This window comes from Geobacillus sp. YF-1 (assembly GCF_052692335.1).
Genome location: NZ_CP199850.1, coordinates 1,630,466 through 1,648,827 on the forward strand (window position 1 = coordinate 1,630,466; position 18,362 = coordinate 1,648,827).

19 protein-coding genes, 3 tRNA genes and 3 pseudogenes are annotated in these 18,362 nt (G+C 53.6%); 20 read left to right on the top strand and 5 right to left on the bottom strand.

All coding sequences use genetic code 11. The annotated features are described in order from the left end of the window. Positions 1 to 204 precede the first annotated feature (204 nt). From ACTVIM_RS08160 to ACTVIM_RS08175, 4 genes are read left to right on the top strand one after another with little or no spacing between them, the layout of a single operon-like run. Positions 205 to 510 (top strand): transporter suffix domain-containing protein, encoded by a 306-nt coding sequence (locus tag ACTVIM_RS08160; protein ID WP_445614217.1) that lies wholly within the window; start codon positions 205 to 207, stop codon positions 508 to 510. 15 nt (positions 511 to 525) lie between these two features. After that, on the top strand, positions 526 to 1,317 hold the full coding sequence (locus tag ACTVIM_RS08165) for an SGNH/GDSL hydrolase family protein (protein ID WP_033022622.1): 792 nt from the start codon (positions 526 to 528) through the stop codon (positions 1,315 to 1,317). Continuing rightward, a complete protein-coding gene (locus ACTVIM_RS08170; RefSeq protein WP_445614218.1) occupies positions 1,317 to 2,231 on the top strand; it encodes an ABC transporter ATP-binding protein in 915 nt (304 codons plus the stop codon). The genes ACTVIM_RS08165 and ACTVIM_RS08170 overlap by 1 nt, the downstream gene beginning before the upstream one ends. After that, on the top strand, positions 2,224 to 3,204 hold the full coding sequence (locus ACTVIM_RS08175; RefSeq protein WP_445614220.1) for an ABC transporter permease: 981 nt from the start codon (positions 2,224 to 2,226) through the stop codon (positions 3,202 to 3,204). The genes ACTVIM_RS08170 and ACTVIM_RS08175 overlap by 8 nt, the downstream gene beginning before the upstream one ends. A gap of 144 nt (positions 3,205 to 3,348) precedes the next feature. Here the strand turns inward: ACTVIM_RS08175 and ACTVIM_RS08180 are convergent, their stop codons facing one another. Together ACTVIM_RS08180 and ACTVIM_RS08185 are read right to left on the bottom strand one after the other, a co-directional pair. Then, positions 3,349 to 3,819: a hypothetical protein gene (locus ACTVIM_RS08180; protein WP_033843886.1), complete on the bottom strand. Its 471-nt coding sequence runs from the start codon at positions 3,817 to 3,819 to the stop codon at positions 3,349 to 3,351. Positions 3,820 to 3,833: 14 nt separating this feature from the next. Then, positions 3,834 to 4,598: a hypothetical protein gene (locus ACTVIM_RS08185; protein ID WP_033843884.1), complete on the bottom strand. Its 765-nt coding sequence runs from the start codon at positions 4,596 to 4,598 to the stop codon at positions 3,834 to 3,836. 263 nt (positions 4,599 to 4,861) lie between these two features. Between ACTVIM_RS08185 and ACTVIM_RS08190 the strand changes: the two genes are divergently transcribed. The 4 genes from ACTVIM_RS08190 (at position 4,862) to nfsA (ending at position 6,142) form a co-directional block, all read left to right on the top strand. Next, a tRNA-Pro gene (locus ACTVIM_RS08190) sits at positions 4,862 to 4,935 on the top strand. A 9-nt stretch (positions 4,936 to 4,944) separates the two neighbouring features. Further along, positions 4,945 to 5,017 (top strand) — tRNA-Ala (locus ACTVIM_RS08195). A 9-nt stretch (positions 5,018 to 5,026) separates the two neighbouring features. Then, positions 5,027 to 5,119 (top strand) — tRNA-Ser (locus ACTVIM_RS08200). A gap of 273 nt (positions 5,120 to 5,392) precedes the next feature. Beyond that, entirely contained in the window at positions 5,393 to 6,142 is a 750-nt protein-coding gene (gene nfsA / locus ACTVIM_RS08205; RefSeq protein WP_031409645.1) for an oxygen-insensitive NADPH nitroreductase, read from the top strand. Between the two features lie 371 nt (positions 6,143 to 6,513). On the opposite strand, the gene ACTVIM_RS08210 is transcribed toward nfsA, so the two are convergent. Then, positions 6,514 to 7,038 carry a TetR/AcrR family transcriptional regulator gene (locus ACTVIM_RS08210; protein ID WP_244319383.1) on the bottom strand — a complete coding sequence of 175 codons (525 nt, stop codon included), beginning with the start codon at positions 7,036 to 7,038 and terminating at the stop codon, positions 6,514 to 6,516. 153 nt (positions 7,039 to 7,191) lie between these two features. On the opposite strand from ACTVIM_RS08210, the gene ACTVIM_RS08215 reads away from it, so the two are divergent. From ACTVIM_RS08215 to ACTVIM_RS08245, 7 genes and pseudogenes are all read left to right on the top strand, one after another. Further along, positions 7,192 to 7,755, top strand: a complete 564-nt coding sequence (locus tag ACTVIM_RS08215) for a hypothetical protein (RefSeq protein ID WP_061912096.1) — start codon at positions 7,192 to 7,194, stop codon at positions 7,753 to 7,755. A gap of 539 nt (positions 7,756 to 8,294) precedes the next feature. Next, positions 8,295 to 8,585 (top strand): annotated as a pseudogene (locus ACTVIM_RS08220) (acyl-CoA dehydrogenase family protein); the annotation flags it as partial. Between the two features lie 35 nt (positions 8,586 to 8,620). Beyond that, positions 8,621 to 9,385, top strand: a complete 765-nt coding sequence (gene fabG, locus ACTVIM_RS08225; protein WP_061912094.1) for a 3-oxoacyl-ACP reductase FabG — start codon at positions 8,621 to 8,623, stop codon at positions 9,383 to 9,385. 18 nt (positions 9,386 to 9,403) lie between these two features. Next, positions 9,404 to 9,853, top strand: coding sequence for a MaoC family dehydratase N-terminal domain-containing protein (locus ACTVIM_RS08230; protein WP_061912093.1), 450 nt, complete (start codon positions 9,404 to 9,406; stop codon positions 9,851 to 9,853). Continuing rightward, entirely contained in the window at positions 9,850 to 10,254 is a 405-nt protein-coding gene (locus tag ACTVIM_RS08235) for a MaoC family dehydratase (RefSeq protein ID WP_061912092.1), read from the top strand. The genes ACTVIM_RS08230 and ACTVIM_RS08235 overlap by 4 nt, the downstream gene beginning before the upstream one ends. Positions 10,255 to 10,349: 95 nt before the next feature. After that, positions 10,350 to 10,976 (top strand): ATP-binding cassette domain-containing protein, encoded by a 627-nt coding sequence (locus tag ACTVIM_RS08240; RefSeq protein ID WP_235597935.1) that lies wholly within the window; start codon positions 10,350 to 10,352, stop codon positions 10,974 to 10,976. Positions 10,977 to 11,010: 34 nt separating this feature from the next. Next, positions 11,011 to 11,295, top strand: a pseudogene (locus ACTVIM_RS08245) (ABC transporter substrate-binding protein); the annotation flags it as partial. A 181-nt stretch (positions 11,296 to 11,476) separates the two neighbouring features. Here ACTVIM_RS08245 and ACTVIM_RS08250 read toward each other — a convergent pair. Continuing rightward, positions 11,477 to 11,920, bottom strand: a complete 444-nt coding sequence (locus ACTVIM_RS08250; RefSeq protein WP_061912090.1) for an OsmC family protein — start codon at positions 11,918 to 11,920, stop codon at positions 11,477 to 11,479. Positions 11,921 to 12,213: 293 nt separating this feature from the next. On the opposite strand from ACTVIM_RS08250, the gene ACTVIM_RS08255 reads away from it, so the two are divergent. Both ACTVIM_RS08255 and ACTVIM_RS08260 read left to right on the top strand, forming a co-directional pair. Continuing rightward, positions 12,214 to 13,215: a DMT family transporter gene (locus ACTVIM_RS08255; protein ID WP_061912089.1), complete on the top strand. Its 1,002-nt coding sequence runs from the start codon at positions 12,214 to 12,216 to the stop codon at positions 13,213 to 13,215. Beyond that, positions 13,212 to 13,469: a hypothetical protein gene (locus tag ACTVIM_RS08260; RefSeq protein ID WP_061912088.1), complete on the top strand. Its 258-nt coding sequence runs from the start codon at positions 13,212 to 13,214 to the stop codon at positions 13,467 to 13,469. Before ACTVIM_RS08255 ends, ACTVIM_RS08260 begins: the two co-directional genes overlap by 4 nt. Before the next feature lie 107 nt (positions 13,470 to 13,576). On the opposite strand, the gene ACTVIM_RS08265 is transcribed toward ACTVIM_RS08260, so the two are convergent. Further along, positions 13,577 to 14,080, bottom strand: coding sequence for a QueT transporter family protein (locus ACTVIM_RS08265; RefSeq protein WP_061912087.1), 504 nt, complete (start codon positions 14,078 to 14,080; stop codon positions 13,577 to 13,579). 72 nt (positions 14,081 to 14,152) lie between these two features. On the opposite strand from ACTVIM_RS08265, the pseudogene chrA reads away from it, so the two are divergent. The 3 genes and pseudogenes from chrA (at position 14,153) to ACTVIM_RS08280 (ending at position 18,316) form a co-directional block, all read left to right on the top strand. Continuing rightward, positions 14,153 to 15,354: pseudogene (gene chrA, locus ACTVIM_RS08270) on the top strand (chromate efflux transporter). 304 nt (positions 15,355 to 15,658) lie between these two features. Further along, positions 15,659 to 16,093: a DMT family transporter gene (locus ACTVIM_RS08275; protein ID WP_061912086.1), complete on the top strand. Its 435-nt coding sequence runs from the start codon at positions 15,659 to 15,661 to the stop codon at positions 16,091 to 16,093. Positions 16,094 to 16,186: 93 nt separating this feature from the next. Continuing rightward, positions 16,187 to 18,316 (top strand): YhgE/Pip domain-containing protein, encoded by a 2,130-nt coding sequence (locus ACTVIM_RS08280; protein WP_061912085.1) that lies wholly within the window; start codon positions 16,187 to 16,189, stop codon positions 18,314 to 18,316. The last annotated feature ends 46 nt before the right edge of the window (positions 18,317 to 18,362 follow it).

The window sequence follows — 18,362 nt, forward strand, 5'->3', positions numbered from 1 at the left end:
TGAGAGAGGGTGTTCCGATCCTTTGGGAACACCCTCTTCTTCGATTCTGCCCTATGCTGCGGGCGGACGGCGTTGAAGCGAGCTCTCCTTCTTGCCGGCGCGCATGGGAAGCCAAGCGAACCGTTTTGGAAAACGAGGATAATATGTTAGAGTGGAAATACGTGAGTGTTTGCTTTTGTCATTCAGGCAAAAGGGGGCGAAAGAGTGAAGCGAAAGCCGTCCGCTAGGCAGCGCATCGGTGTCGGATTGATCATCGCCTCGTTCGTTGTTTGGGTCGTTCCGCCGATCGCTCCATTTTTGCCGTTTTCCGCTTCCGTCAAGGCATGGGTGGTGACGAGCGCCGTTGTGCTCGCCGAAATGTTGTTTTGGGCCGGGGCATGGCTGGTGGGAAAGGAAGCGGCGGCAAAGCTGAGAAAGTACTGGAATCCAAAACGTTGGCGAATGAAACGGCGGCCGGAGCAAACTAACGATGCTGAAACCGATGGTGAAAGGCAGCGACAAAGCAAATGAAATGAGGTGAATGGTATGCGACTGGGCGTTGTGGGGCTTGTGATCGCGGCTGCCGCCATGTCAGCAGCGCTTTGGCTTGGCGGGCTCGTGTTGGCCGTGCAAGACCAGCTCGCTCCCCCCTCTAAGCCCCCGGGGCAAACGCAGCCCTCGGTCCACGGGGCAAAGAAGGGCGATGGCGATATCGATATCGTCGCTTTAGGCGACTCGTTGACGCGGGGGACGGGCGATGAAAGCGGCAAAGGGTATGTCGGCTATATGGTCGATGAGCTGCGAAAGCAGACGGAGGCGCCGATTCGCGTTACGAACTTGGCGGTTCGTGGCCTGCGCTCCGATGGCTTGCTTCGCCAGCTCGGCCAGCCTGAGATTCAGCGGCAAATCGCCATGGCCGATCTGATCGTCATGACGATCGGCGGCAACGATCTGTTTCGGGGCGGGGAAGCGCTTCGGCTGAATGAAAAAGAGCTGAACGCGGCAAAACGGCAGTATGCGGCGAACCTAGACCGCATTTTTGCCATGCTTCGGCGCTTCAACACCGATGCCGTCATTTTGGCGATCGGCTTATACAACCCGTTCAGCGATTTAGGCGATGCCAAACGCACGTCCGCCGTCGTCCGCGACTGGAATTTTGTCGCGGCGGAAGTGGCGGCCCGCTATCCGAACGTCGTCGCGGTGCCGACGTTTGATTTGTTTGCTTTGCACGTCAACGACTATTTGTACAGCGATCATTTCCACCCAAACCAAGAAGGATACAAACGAATCGGAGAGCGTGTCGCTTCGCTGATTACGCTGACGGAGGAGAATCGCTGATGATGAAACCGGTGACACTAGCGGTCCATGGACTGCGGAAAACGATCCGCGGCAAAGAAATTATCCGAGGCGTTTCGTTTGCTTTGCACGAAGGGGAAGTGTTCGGTTTTTTAGGGCCGAACGGCGCGGGCAAAACGACGACGATCCGCATGCTCGTTGGGCTCATTCGCCCGACGTCAGGGACGGTGATGATTGGCGGGTATGATCTTCACCGCCAGTTTACCGAGGCGATCCGCCAAATCGGCTGCATCGTCGAAAATCCGGAAATGTACCCGTACTTAACCGGGTGGGAAAACCTTGAACATTTCGCCCGTATGATGCCGGGAATCGGCGCCGATCGAATCATGGAAGTGGCGAAGCTCGTTGGGCTCGAGCAGCGCATTCACGACCGGGTAAGCACGTATTCGCTCGGCATGCGGCAGCGGCTTGGCATCGCCCAAGCGCTGCTCGGGAAGCCGAAGGTGCTCATTTTGGATGAGCCGACCAACGGCCTTGATCCAGCCGGCATTCGTGAAATGCGCGCCTTCATCCGTTTTTTGGCGGAAACGGAAGGGCTTAGTGTTCTCGTCTCTTCGCATTTGTTAAGCGAAATTCAGCTCATGTGCGACCGCGTCGCTATTATGGCGAAAGGGCGCCTGCTGGCTGTTGATACAGTCGAGCGGCTGTTAAACGAACAAGCGCGCGTCGTCTGGAAAGCGGATCCGCTCGATCGGGCGCAGGTGCTGCTCGCTGAGGAGACGGAGGTGCTGCGGGCAGATGAAGAGGGGATTATCACGCCGTATGAACCGGCCAAGCTCGCTGCTTGGAACGCCAAGCTCGTCCGTGCCGGCGTGGCGGTAGCTCACATTGAACCGCGGTTGCCGACGCTCGAAGATTTATTTATCGAGCTGACAGGGGGCGAAACGATTGAGTAAGCTTGTGTACAATGAAATGCTGAAAATCGTCCGCAAAAAGCGGCTATGGGTGATCGCCGCCATTGTGGCGGTGCTCGTCGCCTTGTTTACATACGCTCAATATCGGGAGACGGAAGAGTTGAGAAAACGGCTCGGCACGACCGACTGGCGGACGCAGCTGCAGCAGCAAATCGTCGACTTGCAAAATCGCCTCCAGTCGCCGAGCATGTCCGAGGAGTGGCGCAAATATTTACAAATCCGCCTCAAGCAGCAACAGTATTACTTAGAGCACAACGTGAATCCGTCCGCCCCGGGGGCGCCGACGTTTATGCGCACGTTTATCGAAAACGCCATCGACTTGTTTTTGCCGCTGCTCGTCATGGTGGTGGCGGCCGATCTTGTCTCCTCGGAGGCGAGCGCCGGAACGATCAAGCTGCTTCTCGTCCGGCCGGTGAAACGGTGGAAAGTGCTGCTTAGCAAATATATCGCTTTGCTGCTGTCCGTGTCGTTTATTATGCTGACAACAGCGGTGCTGTCGTATGCCATCTCCGGGCTTGTATTCGGGTATGGCGGCTTTCATTTGCCGTTGTTGACCGGTTTTGTTCCCCAAGGCGAGGACTTGAATACGGACAACGTGCATATGATTCCGCAATGGAAATACATTTTGATGGAGTTGGGGTTAGCCGCGTTTGTCAGCACGGTCGTCGGGACGTTGACATTGATGCTTTCCGTGCTGTTTCGGAGCACAGCGGCGGTGATGGGAGTGATGCTGGCGGCTCTCATTTCGGGCGCCATTTTGTCGAACATGGTGTCGTCATGGCAGTCCGCAAAGTATTTGTTTATGGTCAATTTGCGGCTCACCGATTACTTGAAAGGCGCCGCTCCTCCGATTGAAGGAATGACGCTCGGCTTTTCCATGACGGTGCTGGCCGTGTGGGGACTTATGGCTCTCGCTGTCGCTTTTGTTGTCTTTGCACGGCGCGACGTGTATTAAAAGGTTGCACCTCGATGGGAGCGGTGAATTTTCTAAAACGGGAAAGGTAGGCCGCCGGCATCGGGCGGACCAAAACGGGAAGGCGTGATACGTCGACAAAGCGAGGCGCGCTAGCATCCCATGTTGCGTGCGGCATGGCGACTGTCATTGGCGCGTTCTCTTTTCATCGTCGATGCCGGCGAGGCCGAGCGCATGATGATTCCATAACAGCCGCTCGATCATCGGCCACTGCGTTTCATCACAGCGGATGAGGAGAACGATTTCCGCGCGCCTGTTCGTTTGGCGGCGCGCCGTGTTTCGGTTGAGCCCCCATTTCAACAGCAGGCCGAGCGAGATGCCGACCACCGCCCCGATCACCCCCCAAATGATCGGTCCCCATGTTAATACATAGCCGTAAATCGAACCAAGTAGCATGAAACAAGTCCCGAAAATCGCCGCTAGATCGAGAAAGCTCAAGCCGTCCGCGCGGTGGATCGTATCTAACAGCTGCGGCGGCTCCGGGCGGCCGTCAAGCGGAACGGCGAACAGATGGTGTGGGGGAACTCCTTTTTCGCGCAAAGCGGAAATCACCAGCTCGACGAACAAATGGTTTTCAAAAGTGGCAACGACAATCATAGAAAGCCTCCTGATCAAATAGGCCATCGAAATGGTTTTGGTTGGCAGCGGCGGCGCAAATAGTTGGACAGCTCTTTTTCAAACAGCTTGTTGTATTCGACGGCTGAAACGTACGCATCGTAGAAGACAAACGAATAAATGGAAGGCAAATACAGCGCCCATTGCATATTCACGATGCGCACCGCCTCATCAAAGCGGCCGGTGAGCGTATAAATGATCGCTTCGGGCAAGCGGGCAAAATAGGAAACGATAATGGTAAAGCCGAACAGAAACAAACCAGCAATCACCTTATGAACGTACAAATGGCCGAGGCCGGGGGCGAGCACCGACCAAGCGAGCGCTAGCCACGGCTTACGTTTGTCCAAGTAATTGATGTCCCATCCCCCCATTCGCAGCGGGGGAATGGGTGCGTCTTCCCGGTCAGCGAGCAAATACAGCTTGTTCATGTCAACGGCGCCGCGATAGCTGTCCCAGATTCCGTATATGTAAATGGCGACATAAAACATCAGCCATCGCTCATCAAGAACGGCTTTGGCCTTTTCGAAATCGCCGAGGAGCGAGTACAATATTCCGGCGTTGACGTGCGCTTTTGTATTGATAAACAGCTCCCAAACGATTAAAATAAAAGCCGTGGCGTAACGGTGCAGCATCAAATTGCCGAATCCGGGAAACGAAAAGGAAAAAAAGGCGACGACAAGCGGATGGCGCAAATGGAGGTTGGTGGTGGTAAACTGCGACAAATATGCTCGTTTGCGCCGCGCCGGCGGGATGAATTTCATGGGCTCTCCCCCTTTTCCGCGAACATGTCGTGCAGCAAGCGGTCGTTTTCGTCCCTAGGTGGAGGGGAAACCGTTGACCATGGAACGTTTCCGCGCTGCGTCCGATCGCCGTTTTTTTTAGTATAGGAAAAAAAGGGTGGCCGCTATGCAACAGGCGGTGGAAAACCCGTCAAGCCCGGGCGGTGGGGGAAAATGATAAAAAATCATTGACTTTCTTGCGAGGTTCATATAAAATAAAAATTGTCGCAAGGGTAAGCAATCAACGGGAAGTAGCTCAGCTTGGTAGAGCACACGGTTCGGGTCCGTGAGGTCGCAGGTTCAAATCCTGTCTTCCCGATCCTTGCTTGGGGCCTTAGCTCAGCTGGGAGAGCGCCTGCCCCGCACGCAGGAGGTCATCGGTTCGAATCCGATAGGCTCCATTTTCGTACGGAGGAATACCCAAGTCTGGCTGAAGGGGGCGGTTTCGAAAACCGCTAGGGGTGTCACAGCCCGCGGGGGTTCGAATCCCTCTTCCTCCGCCATTGTACATAGGAACGTCAACCTGCCGATTTCCGGCAGGTTTTTGTTTTGCGCTCTTTGCCACAAGGTGTGCTTGACTGTTTCAAAACATGCCATACTTCCTTTCCGTGAAAATGCCGAACTGTCGCGAGATTTTCATGTCTGGGTGGAGGGCCGATCACCGCCCATGGATCTTTTCCGTGAAAATGCAGGACTGACGTGTTTTCGGCTCTCTCTTTTTTGGTATGATAATCATCGATGGCAAGCTACTCATTGCACAGGAGGGTGTGTACAAGATGAATCCCGTTATCGAAACGATTTTGCAACATCGTTCGATCCGTCGCTTCGAAGATCGGCCGCTCACGGATGAACAAATTCGCACGATCGTTGAATGCGCCCAAGCGGCGTCGACGTCAAGCTACATTCAGGCGTACTCGATCATTGGGGTGAAAGATCCGGAGAAAAAACGGAAGCTCGCCGAGCTTTCGGGAAATCAGTCTTATGTCGAGCACAACGGCCATTTCTTTGTCTTTTGCGCCGATTTTCACCGCCATGAACTCATCGGGGAGCTTGAAGGAAAAGACGTGATCCCGTCGCTTGAGAGCACGGAAAAGTTTATGGTGGCGCTCATCGATACCGCGTTAGCGGCGCAAAACGCCGCCATTGCCGCCGAGTCGATGGGGCTTGGCATCTGCTATATCGGCGGATTGCGCAACAACTTGCCGGACGTGTGTGCGCTCTTAAACGTACCGAAACGAGTCATTCCGCTGTTTGGCCTTGCCGTCGGTTATCCGGCGCAAACGCCGGACCGCAAGCCGCGGCTGCCGTTTGCGCACGTTTATCATGAGGACGAATACAACCAAGATCGCGCTCCGTTCCTCGAACAGTTGCAGCGCTACAATGACACGGTTTCGGCGTATTATGAGCAGCGGACAAACGGACGCCGCCGCGATACATGGACGGGGCAGATGGCCGATATGCTGAGCCGCTCGGTCCGGATGTACATGAAAGAATTTGTCGAGGGGAAAGGGTTTAATTTACGGTAGTGGACTAGCTCAGCTTAATGAGGGAAAGAGGCATCTGTTGCTGAAGAGACGAGGAGCCATGCTCATAGATAGGTGAAGAATCTATTGTTGATGTTTATCGACGTCGGCTTGATCATCCCGGTCATGCCGACGTTTATTCCGCAGTTGGAATGATCGGGAGGGGGACTTTCAGCCTGCTTGTCGCTGTTTTTTCTTTTCCCACGGCTGGCCAAATAGCCGATGCGTAACACTTATGTATGGATGTTTTGGCAAGAGTAACCTGAGTCGGTGCTCCATCGAAGAGAAAGCGGCAAGATCACCTGTCTTTTGTTTGTCGTCGTTTGACGGTTGCCGTTTTGTTAAGGACCAAAATAAGCTACGCTCCATTTGTCTTAACGGCAAATGGAGCGTAAGTGATATTCGATAATTTCTTCGATTTTTGAAGGAGATAGCTTGCCAGATTGCATGATGCCGTGCATCGCTAAGCCGTCAACCAATGCGTATAGGCGCTCTGTTTCCAACTCAATCGACACATCAGACCTTAACAGCCCGAGATCGCGCAACAGTTCAAGCATCCTTTTCATGGCCGTTCGCAACTGATGGTATATTTGTTCGCTCAGTGGTTGGAGCGCGGGATCCCAAAGTGCCCTTTGTGTAAAAACAAGCCACACCTCCATTTCTTTTTTTGTTTCATCGGTTAACGGCAGAAGTTCAAGGAGACAACGCTTGACTCCTTCAAGGGGCGGGATGGAGGGAGGGATGGCCTCAACCCGCTCCCGCACCCGTTCAGAGACAAGTCTCATCGAAAAGGCTAACAACTCGGATTGAGAAGTAAAATAATAGCGCAGCGCCCCGGCAGACATTCCTGCCTCTTTAGCGATATTTCGCACGGTTGCTTTTTCAATCCCGTCCCGCATGATCACGGTCCATGTCGCTTCTGCAATTCGTTTCCTCTGCTTTTCGTGATCGACTATTTTGGGCATATATCCAGTGTAACACAGTTGTTTTTTTAATACAATTGTGTTACTATTTTTTTTTGATACAAATGTGTTAAAAAGGAGGCGGTCCATATCATTGGTTGGCTGATTATCGCATGTGAAGTGCTGTTTTGGGTGTTCGTCATATCGGGATTGTTCACGCGTTATGTGTTAAAATGGAAAATGACCAGTGTATGCCTTTTTTTATGCACCATTTTGGCAGATCTTATTTTACTAGTTGTGTCGGTTGTAGACTTAGCGCACGGGCAGACAGCGAAGTTATCTCATTCATTGGCAGCTGTTTATATCGCTGTATCCGTTGTGTATGGACGTCGCATGATCCAATGGGCAGATCATCAGTTTGTTCACCTTTTTTTGAAAATGCCTAGGCCGAAAAAATCTCTTCTCTTCGGAAAGGAGCATGCCAAGCACGAACGCCTAGGGTGGTATCGTCACCTGAGGGCTTGGGCGATCGGTCAAGCGATTTTGTTGGCTATGGTTTGGTTCGTAGGCGATATGTCGAAAGCGAAAGAACTGTTGATGATGGCAGGCCGTTGGACGTTGGTTTTGGTGGTTGATTTTGTCTGGAGTTTCAGCTATACCGTATGGCCGCGAAAAGAACCGAAGGAGATACTGGCCAAACCAAGAAATTGGTAGAGAAAGGGAGAGGAATGCCGTGAGTTTGATCGAGCGATTGGCGCAATGGATTCGCGAGGCGAAGACGATTGCCGTATAGACGCAACATAGAGAGGCTGAAGCAGCCAGTACGTATATAGCGAAGAAAGAGGGGTCCCGATCTTTTAGGGACCACCTCGGCTGAAAAGCGAAGCCTCTTGATTTACAACCCTTGCGCCAACGGGGAACGTTTTCTCGTTGGACAAAAAGCGCAAAAAGTATTGTACTTTTCAGAACATTTGAATATAATAGAGGTAACATACCAACCGGTTGGTATTTTAAGTGGGTGGAGCAGGGCGGAAAGGCGAACAGAAAACGGAGGGGATTCACGATGCATTTGCGCTTAACCGATGAGCAGCGCATGGTGCAAAAAGCGATTCGCAAATTTGTCGAGAAGGAGCTGATCCCGCTCGAAAACGAAGTGCTGCGCAACGAGCGGGAAGGAAAGCCGGGGCTTGCGCCAGAAAAATTAAAAGAGCTGCAATTCAAGGCGAAGGAAAGAGCTGCAATTCAAGGCGAAGGAAGCGGCGAAATGGCTCGTGTTGAACACGGCGTTTACGCTCGATCAAGGGGAGGACAACCGCCATTTGGCTTCGATGGCGAAGCTGTTTGGCGCCAACATGGGCAATCGCGTCATCGACCGCGTCATACAAATTCACAGCGGCATGGGCTATACGAAAGAGCTGTCGATCGAGCGCTGGTATCGTGAGGCGAGATTATGGCGCATCTATGACGGCACGGATGAAATCCAACGCCTCATTATCGCCCGCAACTTAATCAAAGGACACGTCAAACTCGGGCAGTTTCTCTAAAAAATGAAAGCGTTACCGAAAAGGAGGAGAAAAAAATGAGCCAACGATTTGCGGGAAGAGTGGCATTTGTAACCGGGGGGAGCCGCGGCATCGGCAAGGCGGTTGTCACCCGCTTTGCGGAAGAGGGGGCCAAGGTGGCGTTCATCGACTTAAACGCCGAAGCGCTTGAAGCGACGGCCGCCGAGCTGCGGGAAAAAGGGTATGACGTTTACGCCAAAGTGGCGAGCGTCACCGACCGCGAACATGTGGAAACAACGATGCAAGAGGTCGTCGACCGATTCGGCTCGCTCGATATTCTCGTCAACAACGCCGGCGTCATCCGCGACAACTTGCTGTTTAAAATGACCGACGACGACTGGCAAACCGTCATGGACGTCCATTTGAAAGGGGCGTTTTACTGCGCGCGCGCCGCGCAAAAATATATGGTTGAAAAAGGATACGGGCGCATCATCAACATTTCATCGACCTCAGCGCTCGGCAACCGCGGCCAAGCGAACTATTCGGCGGCGAAAGCCGGCATTCAAGGGTTTACAAAAACGCTGGCGATTGAGCTTGGCAAATTTGGTATCACGACGAACGCCGTCGCTCCAGGGTTTATTGAAACCGATATGACGAAAGCAACCGCTGAGCGGCTCGGCATTTCGTTTGAGCAGCTCATTCAGGCAAGCGTCGCCACCATCCCGGTCGGACGCAGCGGCCGCCCGGAAGATATCGCCAACGCGGTCGCATTTTTCGCCGATGAGCGATCGTCGTTTGTCAACGGCCAAGTGCTGTATGTCGCCGGCGGCCCGAAATGTTGAAGGCGAGGAGGGCGGACGATGTACCAAGGAGAGATCGGCAAACGGTCGAAGAAAATCAAAAACGTCGTCGAACGCGGCGCGGTGAAAAAATTTGCCGAAGCGATCGGCGATCCGAATCCGATATATTGGGATGAAGAAACAGGAAAACGGTCGCGCTACGGGCGCAATATCGCCCCGCCGACGTTTCCGCGCGTGTTTGACTACGGCGTCATTGAAGGACTGAAGCTGCCGGCAAAAGGGCTCATTCACGGCGAGCAGCGCTTCCATTACGAGCGTCCGCTGTTTGTCGGCGAAGAGCTGTACTGCTACGCCGAAGTAAAAGATTACTATGAAAAGCAAAGCAGCATGGGACAGCTCGGCTTTTTAGTGATCGCCAACAACGGCGAAGACGCAGAAGGGAATCTTGTTTTCACATCAACTTCGACCATCATCATCAATGAAGCGGTAAGAAAGGCGATGAGCATATGACGACGATTCGCGAATGGCAAGTGGGGCAATCGCTTCCCGAAGTGATGCTTCCGCCGGTATCCCGGCTTGATTTGATTAAATATGCCGGCGCCTCCGGCGATTACAACCCGATCCATACGATTGATGAAGAGGCGAAAAAAGCCGGGCTACCCGGCATTATCGCCCACGGCATGTGGACGATGGGAAATTTGGCAAAGCTGTTTACGCCGTACTACGAAGAAGGGTTTGTCCAAGATTATTTCGTTCGCTTTCAATCGATGGTATTTTTAAACGATGTCGTCACATTGACAGCGACGGTCAAAGAAAAGGATGAGAAAACGATCCGCTTTGCGGTCGCCGCCGTCAATCAACACGGGAAGGATGTCGTCAAAGGCGAACTAGTTTTTGCGCTGTATGAGTGAGGGTCTTTCCGACGGAGGGTCTTTCCACTGAATGAGGTGGGGGCCCGCTTCCCAAGCCGCGGGACGGAGCGGCTGAAAAAGGAGGGGGAATGGCGATGAAACGAGAGGCCGTCATTGTGTCCGCTGTCAGGACGGCGATCGCCCGTCAAGGAGGCGCCTTGGCGACACTGCCGGCGCACGTGTATGGCGCGGAAGTCATCAAAGAGGCGATGCGGCGGGCCGACATTGGACCGGAGCTGGTCGATGATGTCATCATCGGCCACCGGCTGTGCACCTCGTCCAACGTGGTGGATGCGATTTTGCGCACAAAGCGGCATCGCCGCGAGGAGCAGGCAGGCAAAGAAAAAGCGATGGCGATGCTTGATTTCGTCGGTTTAACCGATATGGCGGACCGTCTCGTCGACAATCTGTCGCAAGAACAGAAGAAGCGGGTGGCGTTTGCGCTCGCTTTGGCGACCGACCCCGAGCTTGTGTTGCTTGATGAGCCGGCCGCTGGCGTCAACCTTGATGAGACGGAAGGATTAGGAGAATTGATCGTCAAAATGGTTCAAGGTGGTTTGATTGTTTGCCTCATTGAACACAAAATGTCAATGATCATGAAAATCGCTGACCGCATTATGGTGCACAATTACGGCGAAAAAATTGCTGAAGGAACGCCAAAAGAAGTGCAAAACAACGAGGCGGTCATTCAAGCCTATTTGGGAGGGAGCGCCGTTGCTTGAAATCGTCAACGTATCGGTCCGCTACGAAATATTGCATTTGCCGAACGAAACAGCGGTGAACGCCAAACGCCTTGTGCAAGAGCATCATACGCCGATCATTTTCACCCCGCACAGCGGCGGCGTCATGGCGCTGCAAGTGTTCAACCCAACGCACAATCTCATCATCGCGGCGTATACGAGCGAGCCGAAAATTACCCAAACGGGCAACAAGCTGACCGTCCGCATTCCGCCGCGCTATGACGGCTACATCCCGACGTTTACCAATTATGCTATGAAGAATTTCGGCAAGAAACTCGCCGCCTTGCCGACAATCCAACAATAATCAGCGATGCAGATTGACAAGCAGAGGAATCCGATCATCGGGATTTCCATGGAACTGCTCTTTGCATGAGCCCTGAAACGCGCATCCCGTAGATGGAGCGGCATACAGATAAGCCATACAGAGGCTGTCTGGAAAGATCATCACGAGACTTTTCCAGACAGCCTTTTCCATTTCCACATTATGACGTTTTTTGACTCATTATAGGTACTGTGGGTACGCCTCTTAGGGTGTCTTTGACCGGGCAGACACGTTCAACGTGTTCCATCAAGGCTTGGACGTTTTTTGGATCGGAAGGAGAGTCAATATCAATATGGTAGCGAATTTCTAAGAATCCAGGCCGAACGTCCGCTTTCTCCATAAAGCCATCGGGATCTAAATCCCCTTCTACGTGTACTTGGACTCCTTTCAGTTCGACCCCGTGATGGCTGGCAAACAGAGAGACCAGTACATTGATGCAACCGCCCAGTGCAGCTAGGACCAGCTCTACGGGATTCGGTCCCTGATCAGTGCCTCCCAAGGCTGGGGGTTCGTCAATGATGACTTGCTTGCCGTTAATGTCAGCCACTGAGCGTACTCCTTCGCCAGACCATTTGACATCAGAGGAAAAGGTGAGTTTAGGCATAAAAAACCTCCTAGACAAATAGGAATAGTGGATAAATTAAGAATAATACATAAATATCTATTTGACAAGTAAGAATTAAAGAAAATGGAGGTGACAGAAAGAAGAATGAATACAGTGTTGATCGGATTGTCGCTCGATGCAACCATGTTCGGTTGGTTTTCCTCTTCATATTGATCTAAAAAAACTATGTTCTAAATAATAAATAAAACAAATAGAAAAATTGCTAATAATACGATAAAATAAAGTCATTCCGCCACCTAACGAATACGATCAAACAAGGAGAGAGACCAGCGATGCGGGAAATAACCATCGGTCTTGTCGCTTCGTTCTTTTTTGCCGTCACGTTCATCTTGAATCGATCTATGGAGCTGGCCGGTGGCAGCTGGCTGTGGAGTTCGTCGCTTCGCTTTTTCTTTATGGCGCCGCTGCTGTTTGTCATCGTTCTGTTCCGCCGCAACATTCGCCCGGTTTGGCAGGACATGAAGCGCCATCCGCGGGTGTGGATCACATGGGGGACGGTCGGATTCGGCTTGTTTTACGCGCCGCTCACCTACGCGGCCGCCTATGGGCCGGGGTGGCTTGTGGCCGGGACATGGCAGTGCACGATTGTGGCTGGTGTTCTGCTTAGCCCGTTGTTTACGAAAACTATCGAAACGCCAAACGGAACGATGTCCGTACGCCGTCCGATTGAAAAACGGGCGCTTTTCATTTCGCTTTTCATTTTGTTCGGCGTCGTTCTCATCCAGTTCCAGCAAGCCGGTCGCCTGACATGGAGCGAAATGGTACTAGGGGTTTTTCCGGTGTTGGTTGCCGCGTTTGCGTATCCGCTTGGCAATCGGAAAATGATCGAACATTGCGCCGGGCGCCTTGATGCGTTTCAACGCGTATGTGGGATGACGATGGCCAGTCTGCCGTTTTGGCTGGTGGTCGCGTTGATGGGCTGGATGACATCAGGGGCGCCGTCGGCGGGGCAAACAATGCAGTCGTTCATCGTGGCTATGAGTTCCGGGGTCATCGCGACGACATTGTTTTTTATCGCTACCGATCGGGCCAAAGGGAACGAGCGAAAACTGGCCGCTGTGGAAGCGACGCAGTCCGCGGAAGTCATGTTTGCCGTCATCGGTGAAGTACTGTTCTTGTCCACTCCGCTTCCAAACGGATGGGCGGTCGTTGGTTTGGCTGTCATCATCATCGGGATTTGCTGGCATAGCTTCGAATCGACAAGGACAGTGAAACGTCCGGCGCTCCCCATTTCAACAGCGCGGCGCCTCGATCGGGAGGGGGGAGAACCGTGAGAATCATCGTATGCGTTCTGCTTGTCTGCCAGACGCTTATCATCTACGCTTGGATCAGCGATTGGCGCCAACTTGTCACCCCGGCCGGCCTTTTTATGTGGGTGGGCGGAATGGCGGTCGGCCTTGCTGTTCTTCGGGTGGGGCGGGGCCTACCGCCAAGATGGCGGAGGGCGCTGAAGATCACGACGGCGGGAATCATCTTGCTTGCTGTGATGTCGCTGATCATTGAATGGGCTGTCCGTTCGATGCCGTAGTCAAAATGGATATGGAAAGCCCGTACGGTTGATCAAGACTTCCCCTGTGGGCCTACAGGAAATGCGCCTTTAGAATGGAGCGAGCCCCCTAAGGCGCAAGGGGGCGGCTAACGGTTTTGATGGGAGGAATTGAACAGCTCCGGCGCCAAGCGGCGGCCAACAGCGTACATGATCGGCGCGCCGAGCGCCATAACGACAAATTCGCCGATGGCCGTCGTCAGCCATGTGAGCCAAAACGGAAGACCGAGCGCGAGCTTTAATTCGAGGGCGATGAGGCCCATCGTGACGGTAAACGACAATGTATTGACCGCCATGCGCGCCCAAACGTTCTTGACATAGCGCATGGAAACGATCGTGATCAGAAGCGCCAGCACCGACTGGCCGACGCCGAATACGAGATCATACGCAACAATTGGCGAGAAAAATAAATTGGCGAAAAAGACACCAAGCACGATGCCAATGGCGTATGTTGGGCGAAATACGACGAGGTGGTTCAATAGTTCCGATACGCGAAACTGAATGTTCGTAAAGCCAAATGGCTGAATGAGCGCCGTCACCGCGATATACACGGCGGCGATCAAACCGTTGGTCGCCATCGTTCGAACGTTCATCATCTTCTCTCCTCTCGTGAATGATGATATGATTGTAGCATGACTATCTCGTAAACGAAAGGAGCAGGATCCATGACTGAAAAGGATCAACGGGCAGGAGACCGACGCGGCTCCGTCTTCGAGGTCGGGATCACGACGCTCCGCCTTGGCTTGACGTCGTTTGGCGGTCCGGTGGCCCATCTTGGCTATTTTTATGAAGAGTACGTGAAACGAAAAAAATGGATCGACGACAAAACGTACGCCGATCTCGTCGCCCTTTGCCAATTTCTCCCCGGCCCGGCCAGCAGCCAGATCGGCATCGGCATCGGGCTGATGCGCGCCGGCCTCTGGAGGGCGCTGGCCGCTTGGCTTGGGTTTACATTGCCGTCGGCGGTTGCGCTTAGTTTGGTTGCCGTCTGGCTGCAACATGCTTCTTTGGGAGAGGCGGGCTGGATGCACGGCTTGCTGTTGGCGGCTGTCGCGGTCGTCGCGCAGGCGGTATGGGAGATGGCGCGCAAATTCGCTGCCGGCCGCTTGGAGGCCACGCTTGCGGTCGCAGCGGCGATCGCTGCGCTTCTCATGCCGGGGCATGGAGCCAAGTGGCGGTGATCGCTATCGCCGGAGCCATCGGCGCGGTCGGACGGCGCCAAACCGTCACGCCGTCTTCCGTAGGCATCACGCCTTTCATTCGCCGTTCCACCGGTTTTCTGTTGCTTTCCTTATTTGCTGTGCTGCTTATCGCGCTGCCGCTTGCCCGCGCTTGGATTCATTCACCGCTTTGGGCGCTGTTTGACAGCTTTTACCGCGCCGGGGCGCTCGTGTTTGGCGGCGGGCATGTCGTGCTGCCGCTTTTGGAAGCGGAAGTGGTGCCGCAAGGGTGGGTCACGGCCAGCCAGTTTTTAGCCGGCTACAGCGCCGCGCAAGCCGTTCCAGGGCCGCTGTTTACCTTGGCTGCGTACATCGGCATGGCTGCGTTCGGCTGGAAAGGCGCGCTTGTCGCCACCATCGGCATTTTCCTCCCTTCATTTTTGCTTGTGCTCGGCGCGTTTCCGTTTTGGCACTGGCTTCGCCATCAGCCGCGCTTCCAAGCGGCGCTCGCCGGCATTAACGCCGCTGTCGTCGGGATTTTGCTTGCGGCGCTGTATGATCCGATTTGGACAAAGGCGGTGAACGAGCCGGCTGATTTTACCTTTGCCCTCAGCGCCTTTCTGTTGCTTGCGGTCTGGAAGTGGCCAGCGTGGGCGGTTGTTCTCGTTTCCTTCGTCGGTGGCTGGCTTCGCGCGCTGTTCGGTTGATGGGGAGCGGCTAACGGACAGAGGGCGGTGGTTGCGCTTCAGAGCCGATTCTCTATCGATCCACGTTCACTCGCTGACTTTCGAAGCCTGACAAAGGCTCGTGCGCTCGTCCCTGCCTCATGGACGATGATGGAAAACGAAAAGCCGATGCCACAACGTTTCCTAACGGGGCGACAAGACGGGGAAGCGGCCGGCTCCTTTTCATCGCTTTTTTCGCTCCCAGTTCGGCAAAGAGGAAGAGCGTATTTGGTTTGATTGGATCTATGTTCAGCAAAGAGCATAGAGAAAAAGGGGGAAAAGACGGATGAAGTGGTTGTGGATGACGATGGCGCTAGCGGCTGGGATGGCCGTCTCCGTACAGGCGGGGGTGAACGGCGGCCTTGGCAGGCGGGTCGGGGTGCTTGAAGGGGCGTTCGTTTCGTTTTTCATCGGAACGATCGTCTTATTTTTCGTGCAGTTGTTTTTCGGAAAAGGCGAGCTCATCGCCATGTTTTCCGTGCCGAAATGGCAGTTGATGGGCGGCATTCTTGGCGCCTTTTACGTGTTTGTCATGGTGCTCATCGTTCCGAAACTTGGCGTTGCCAATTCATTGGTGGCCGTGATCGCCGGACAGCTCGTGATGAGTTCGCTTGTTGACCATTTTGGGTTGTTCGGCGGACAGCGCATCCCGTTTGACCTGACGCGCTTTGCCGCCATGGGGTTTCTGTTTTTGGCGCTGTGGCTTTTTTTTCGTAAATGAACAGCAGGATGGGCTAGGTAGGTTTCATTTTCCCATGATCCGCTCATACTAACAACAGCATGATCGACTGAAAAGAAAAGGAAGCGGATCAAAGTGAAACAAGCATGGCGCATTTATGTGAACGATTTGAAACATCTCACGACCAACTGGGTCGCCGCCATCTTGGCTCTCGGTCTGATCGTTCTCCCATCGCTTTACGCTTGGATCAACGTAGAGGCTTCGATCGACCCTTACGCTCATACTGCGTATTTACCGGTCGGTGTAGTGAACGAAGACCGCGGGGCGGAGCTCGCCGGTCGCCGGTTTCACGCTGGCGATGAGATCATCCGTACCTTAAAAACGAACCATCAGTTAGGGTGGCGATTTGTTACGCGGAAACGAGGAATGGAAGGCGTCCGCAGAGGAGCGTACTTTGCGACGATCATCATTCCAGCTGATTTCTCCGCCAAATTGGCAACCGTAGTCGAAGAGCGTCCGCAGAGGGCGGTGATTTACTATTATGAAAATGACAAACAAAACGCTATCGCCCCCAAAATCACCGAACGCGGAGCAAGCACGTTGTCAGCGCAAGTCAGCGATGAATTTGCAAGAGTGGTGAACACCGCGTTGTTTTCCTTGTTCCGCCAAGCGGGAGTGACGCTGGAACAGCAGCTTCCCGCCATTCGCCGCGTTGAGGCGCTCGTTTTTCGTCTCGAACGTGAATTGCCGGTGATTGAGCGCCAATTGGAAGCTTTGGATCGCGATGTAAGGGAGGCGAGAGCATTGATTCGTACAGGGCGCGAGCTTCTGCCGGACGCCAAAATCGCGGTGCAATACGGTTTCGAATGGATGAACCACATTGAGAAGATGTTCACGCAAGTCCGGTCTTCTTTTTCCTTATGGGAAAAGCCGGTGGAAATGACGGTTCAGACGCTCCGCTCCTTTCCTCTTTCCTTTGCCGAACAGACGACGCAGCTTCCCGATACGCCGGAAACGCGGGCGCGCTGGGCAACTCTTGTCGAACAGGCTGCCACAGACGCCGACTCGTTGGTTCAGCGGTTGCGTCGAATATTGCGAACGTGGGAGGGGGCTGTCGAGCCTTCTTCGCTGCAACTTGTCGAGCGCGCCGTGAGCCGTATCGAGCGGACATTGGCATCGGTTCAAGAAACTGCCCGACTAGTGAGACATCATCCGACAGATGCGGAAGGACAAATCGATGAGCTGCGTCAACAACTCCATTCATTGGACGCGCAGGCGCAGCAACTTGATCAAGCCTATCGCCAACGGTTGTTGCCGCTATTGCGAGCGAAATGGAATCAAGCGGAGAAGCAAGTGCATCAGGCGAAGCAAACTCTCCTCCGCATGAATCAAGAGTTAGATGAAGCGAAGCAATGGTTGGCAACGACCGACCGTGATTTGGCGGCCGCCCAGCAAGCGCTGAAGACTGCCCGCGCTCAATATCCCTTTCTTTCCCGGCAAGTTCGCGAGCTGGCCGCTTTTCTCTCAAAAACAAAAAGTGAAACGAATATCGATGAACTGATTCGCCTGTTGAAACAAGATCCTCGGGCGAAAGGAGCGTTTTTAACCCATCCGGTTGATGTGCAGACGTTCCGCTTGTTCCCGTTGCCGAACTACGGTTCAGGCATGAACCCATTTTACACGGTGCTGGCCATATGGGTAGGGTGTTTGTTGCTTGTTTCCGTCTTGTCGACCGAACCTTCTTCGTTTTCGGAAGCGCATGAGCGGGAAAGATATGTCGGACGGCTGTTGACATTTTGGACGTTGAATGCTTTGCAGGCGATGGTCGTCACAGCGGGATCGGCGTTTGTCTTGCCGAATATTTTCGTCCGTGAACCAGGATGGTTCATGGCGTTTGGTCTTTTGTGCGGCTTTGTCTTTATGGCGGTAGTTTTTTCGCTTGTCTCCTTGTTCGGAAATGTTGGAAAAGCGATAGCGATCGTGCTGCTCGTCTTGCAAATTGCCGGGGCGGGAGGCACGTATCCGGTTGAGCTCGTCCCTCCGTTCTTTCAACGGCTCACCCCTTGGCTGCCGTTTACTTATGCCATCGATTTTATGCGCGAGGCAGTCGGTGGGATCGTATGGGAAAATGTCGAGCATGATGTCAAGCGGCTTCTCCTATTTGCCGTCGCCGCGCTTTTGGCTGGACTTTTACTGAAAGGGCCATTAGGTCCATGGATGCGCGCGCTAAAGGAAAAAGCCGTTCGAAGCGGGCTGTTTCATTGAAAATTTTTGTTCCTTTCTTTTGAAAGCATCTGCTACAATAGAGGGG

Bases quoted from the DNA above. Each gene is read 5' to 3' on its own strand.
- ACTVIM_RS08165 (WP_033022622.1), top strand. From the start codon at position 526: ATGCGACTGGGCGTTGTGGGGCTTGTGATCGCGGCTGCCGCCATGTCA.
- ACTVIM_RS08170 (WP_445614218.1), top strand. From the start codon at position 1,317: ATGATGAAACCGGTGACACTAGCGGTCCATGGACTGCGGAAAACGATC.
- ACTVIM_RS08180 (WP_033843886.1), bottom strand. From the start codon at position 3,819: ATGATTGTCGTTGCCACTTTTGAAAACCATTTGTTCGTCGAGCTGGTG.
- ACTVIM_RS08185 (WP_033843884.1), bottom strand. From the start codon at position 4,598: ATGAAATTCATCCCGCCGGCGCGGCGCAAACGAGCATATTTGTCGCAG.
- nfsA (WP_031409645.1), top strand. From the start codon at position 5,393: ATGAATCCCGTTATCGAAACGATTTTGCAACATCGTTCGATCCGTCGC.
- ACTVIM_RS08210 (WP_244319383.1), bottom strand. From the start codon at position 7,038: ATGCGGGACGGGATTGAAAAAGCAACCGTGCGAAATATCGCTAAAGAG.
- fabG (WP_061912094.1), top strand. From the start codon at position 8,621: ATGAGCCAACGATTTGCGGGAAGAGTGGCATTTGTAACCGGGGGGAGC.
- ACTVIM_RS08230 (WP_061912093.1), top strand. From the start codon at position 9,404: ATGTACCAAGGAGAGATCGGCAAACGGTCGAAGAAAATCAAAAACGTC.
- ACTVIM_RS08235 (WP_061912092.1), top strand. From the start codon at position 9,850: ATGACGACGATTCGCGAATGGCAAGTGGGGCAATCGCTTCCCGAAGTG.
- ACTVIM_RS08240 (WP_235597935.1), top strand. From the start codon at position 10,350: ATGAAACGAGAGGCCGTCATTGTGTCCGCTGTCAGGACGGCGATCGCC.
- ACTVIM_RS08250 (WP_061912090.1), bottom strand. From the start codon at position 11,920: ATGCCTAAACTCACCTTTTCCTCTGATGTCAAATGGTCTGGCGAAGGA.
- ACTVIM_RS08255 (WP_061912089.1), top strand. From the start codon at position 12,214: ATGCGGGAAATAACCATCGGTCTTGTCGCTTCGTTCTTTTTTGCCGTC.
- ACTVIM_RS08265 (WP_061912087.1), bottom strand. From the start codon at position 14,080: ATGAACGTTCGAACGATGGCGACCAACGGTTTGATCGCCGCCGTGTAT.
- ACTVIM_RS08275 (WP_061912086.1), top strand. From the start codon at position 15,659: ATGAAGTGGTTGTGGATGACGATGGCGCTAGCGGCTGGGATGGCCGTC.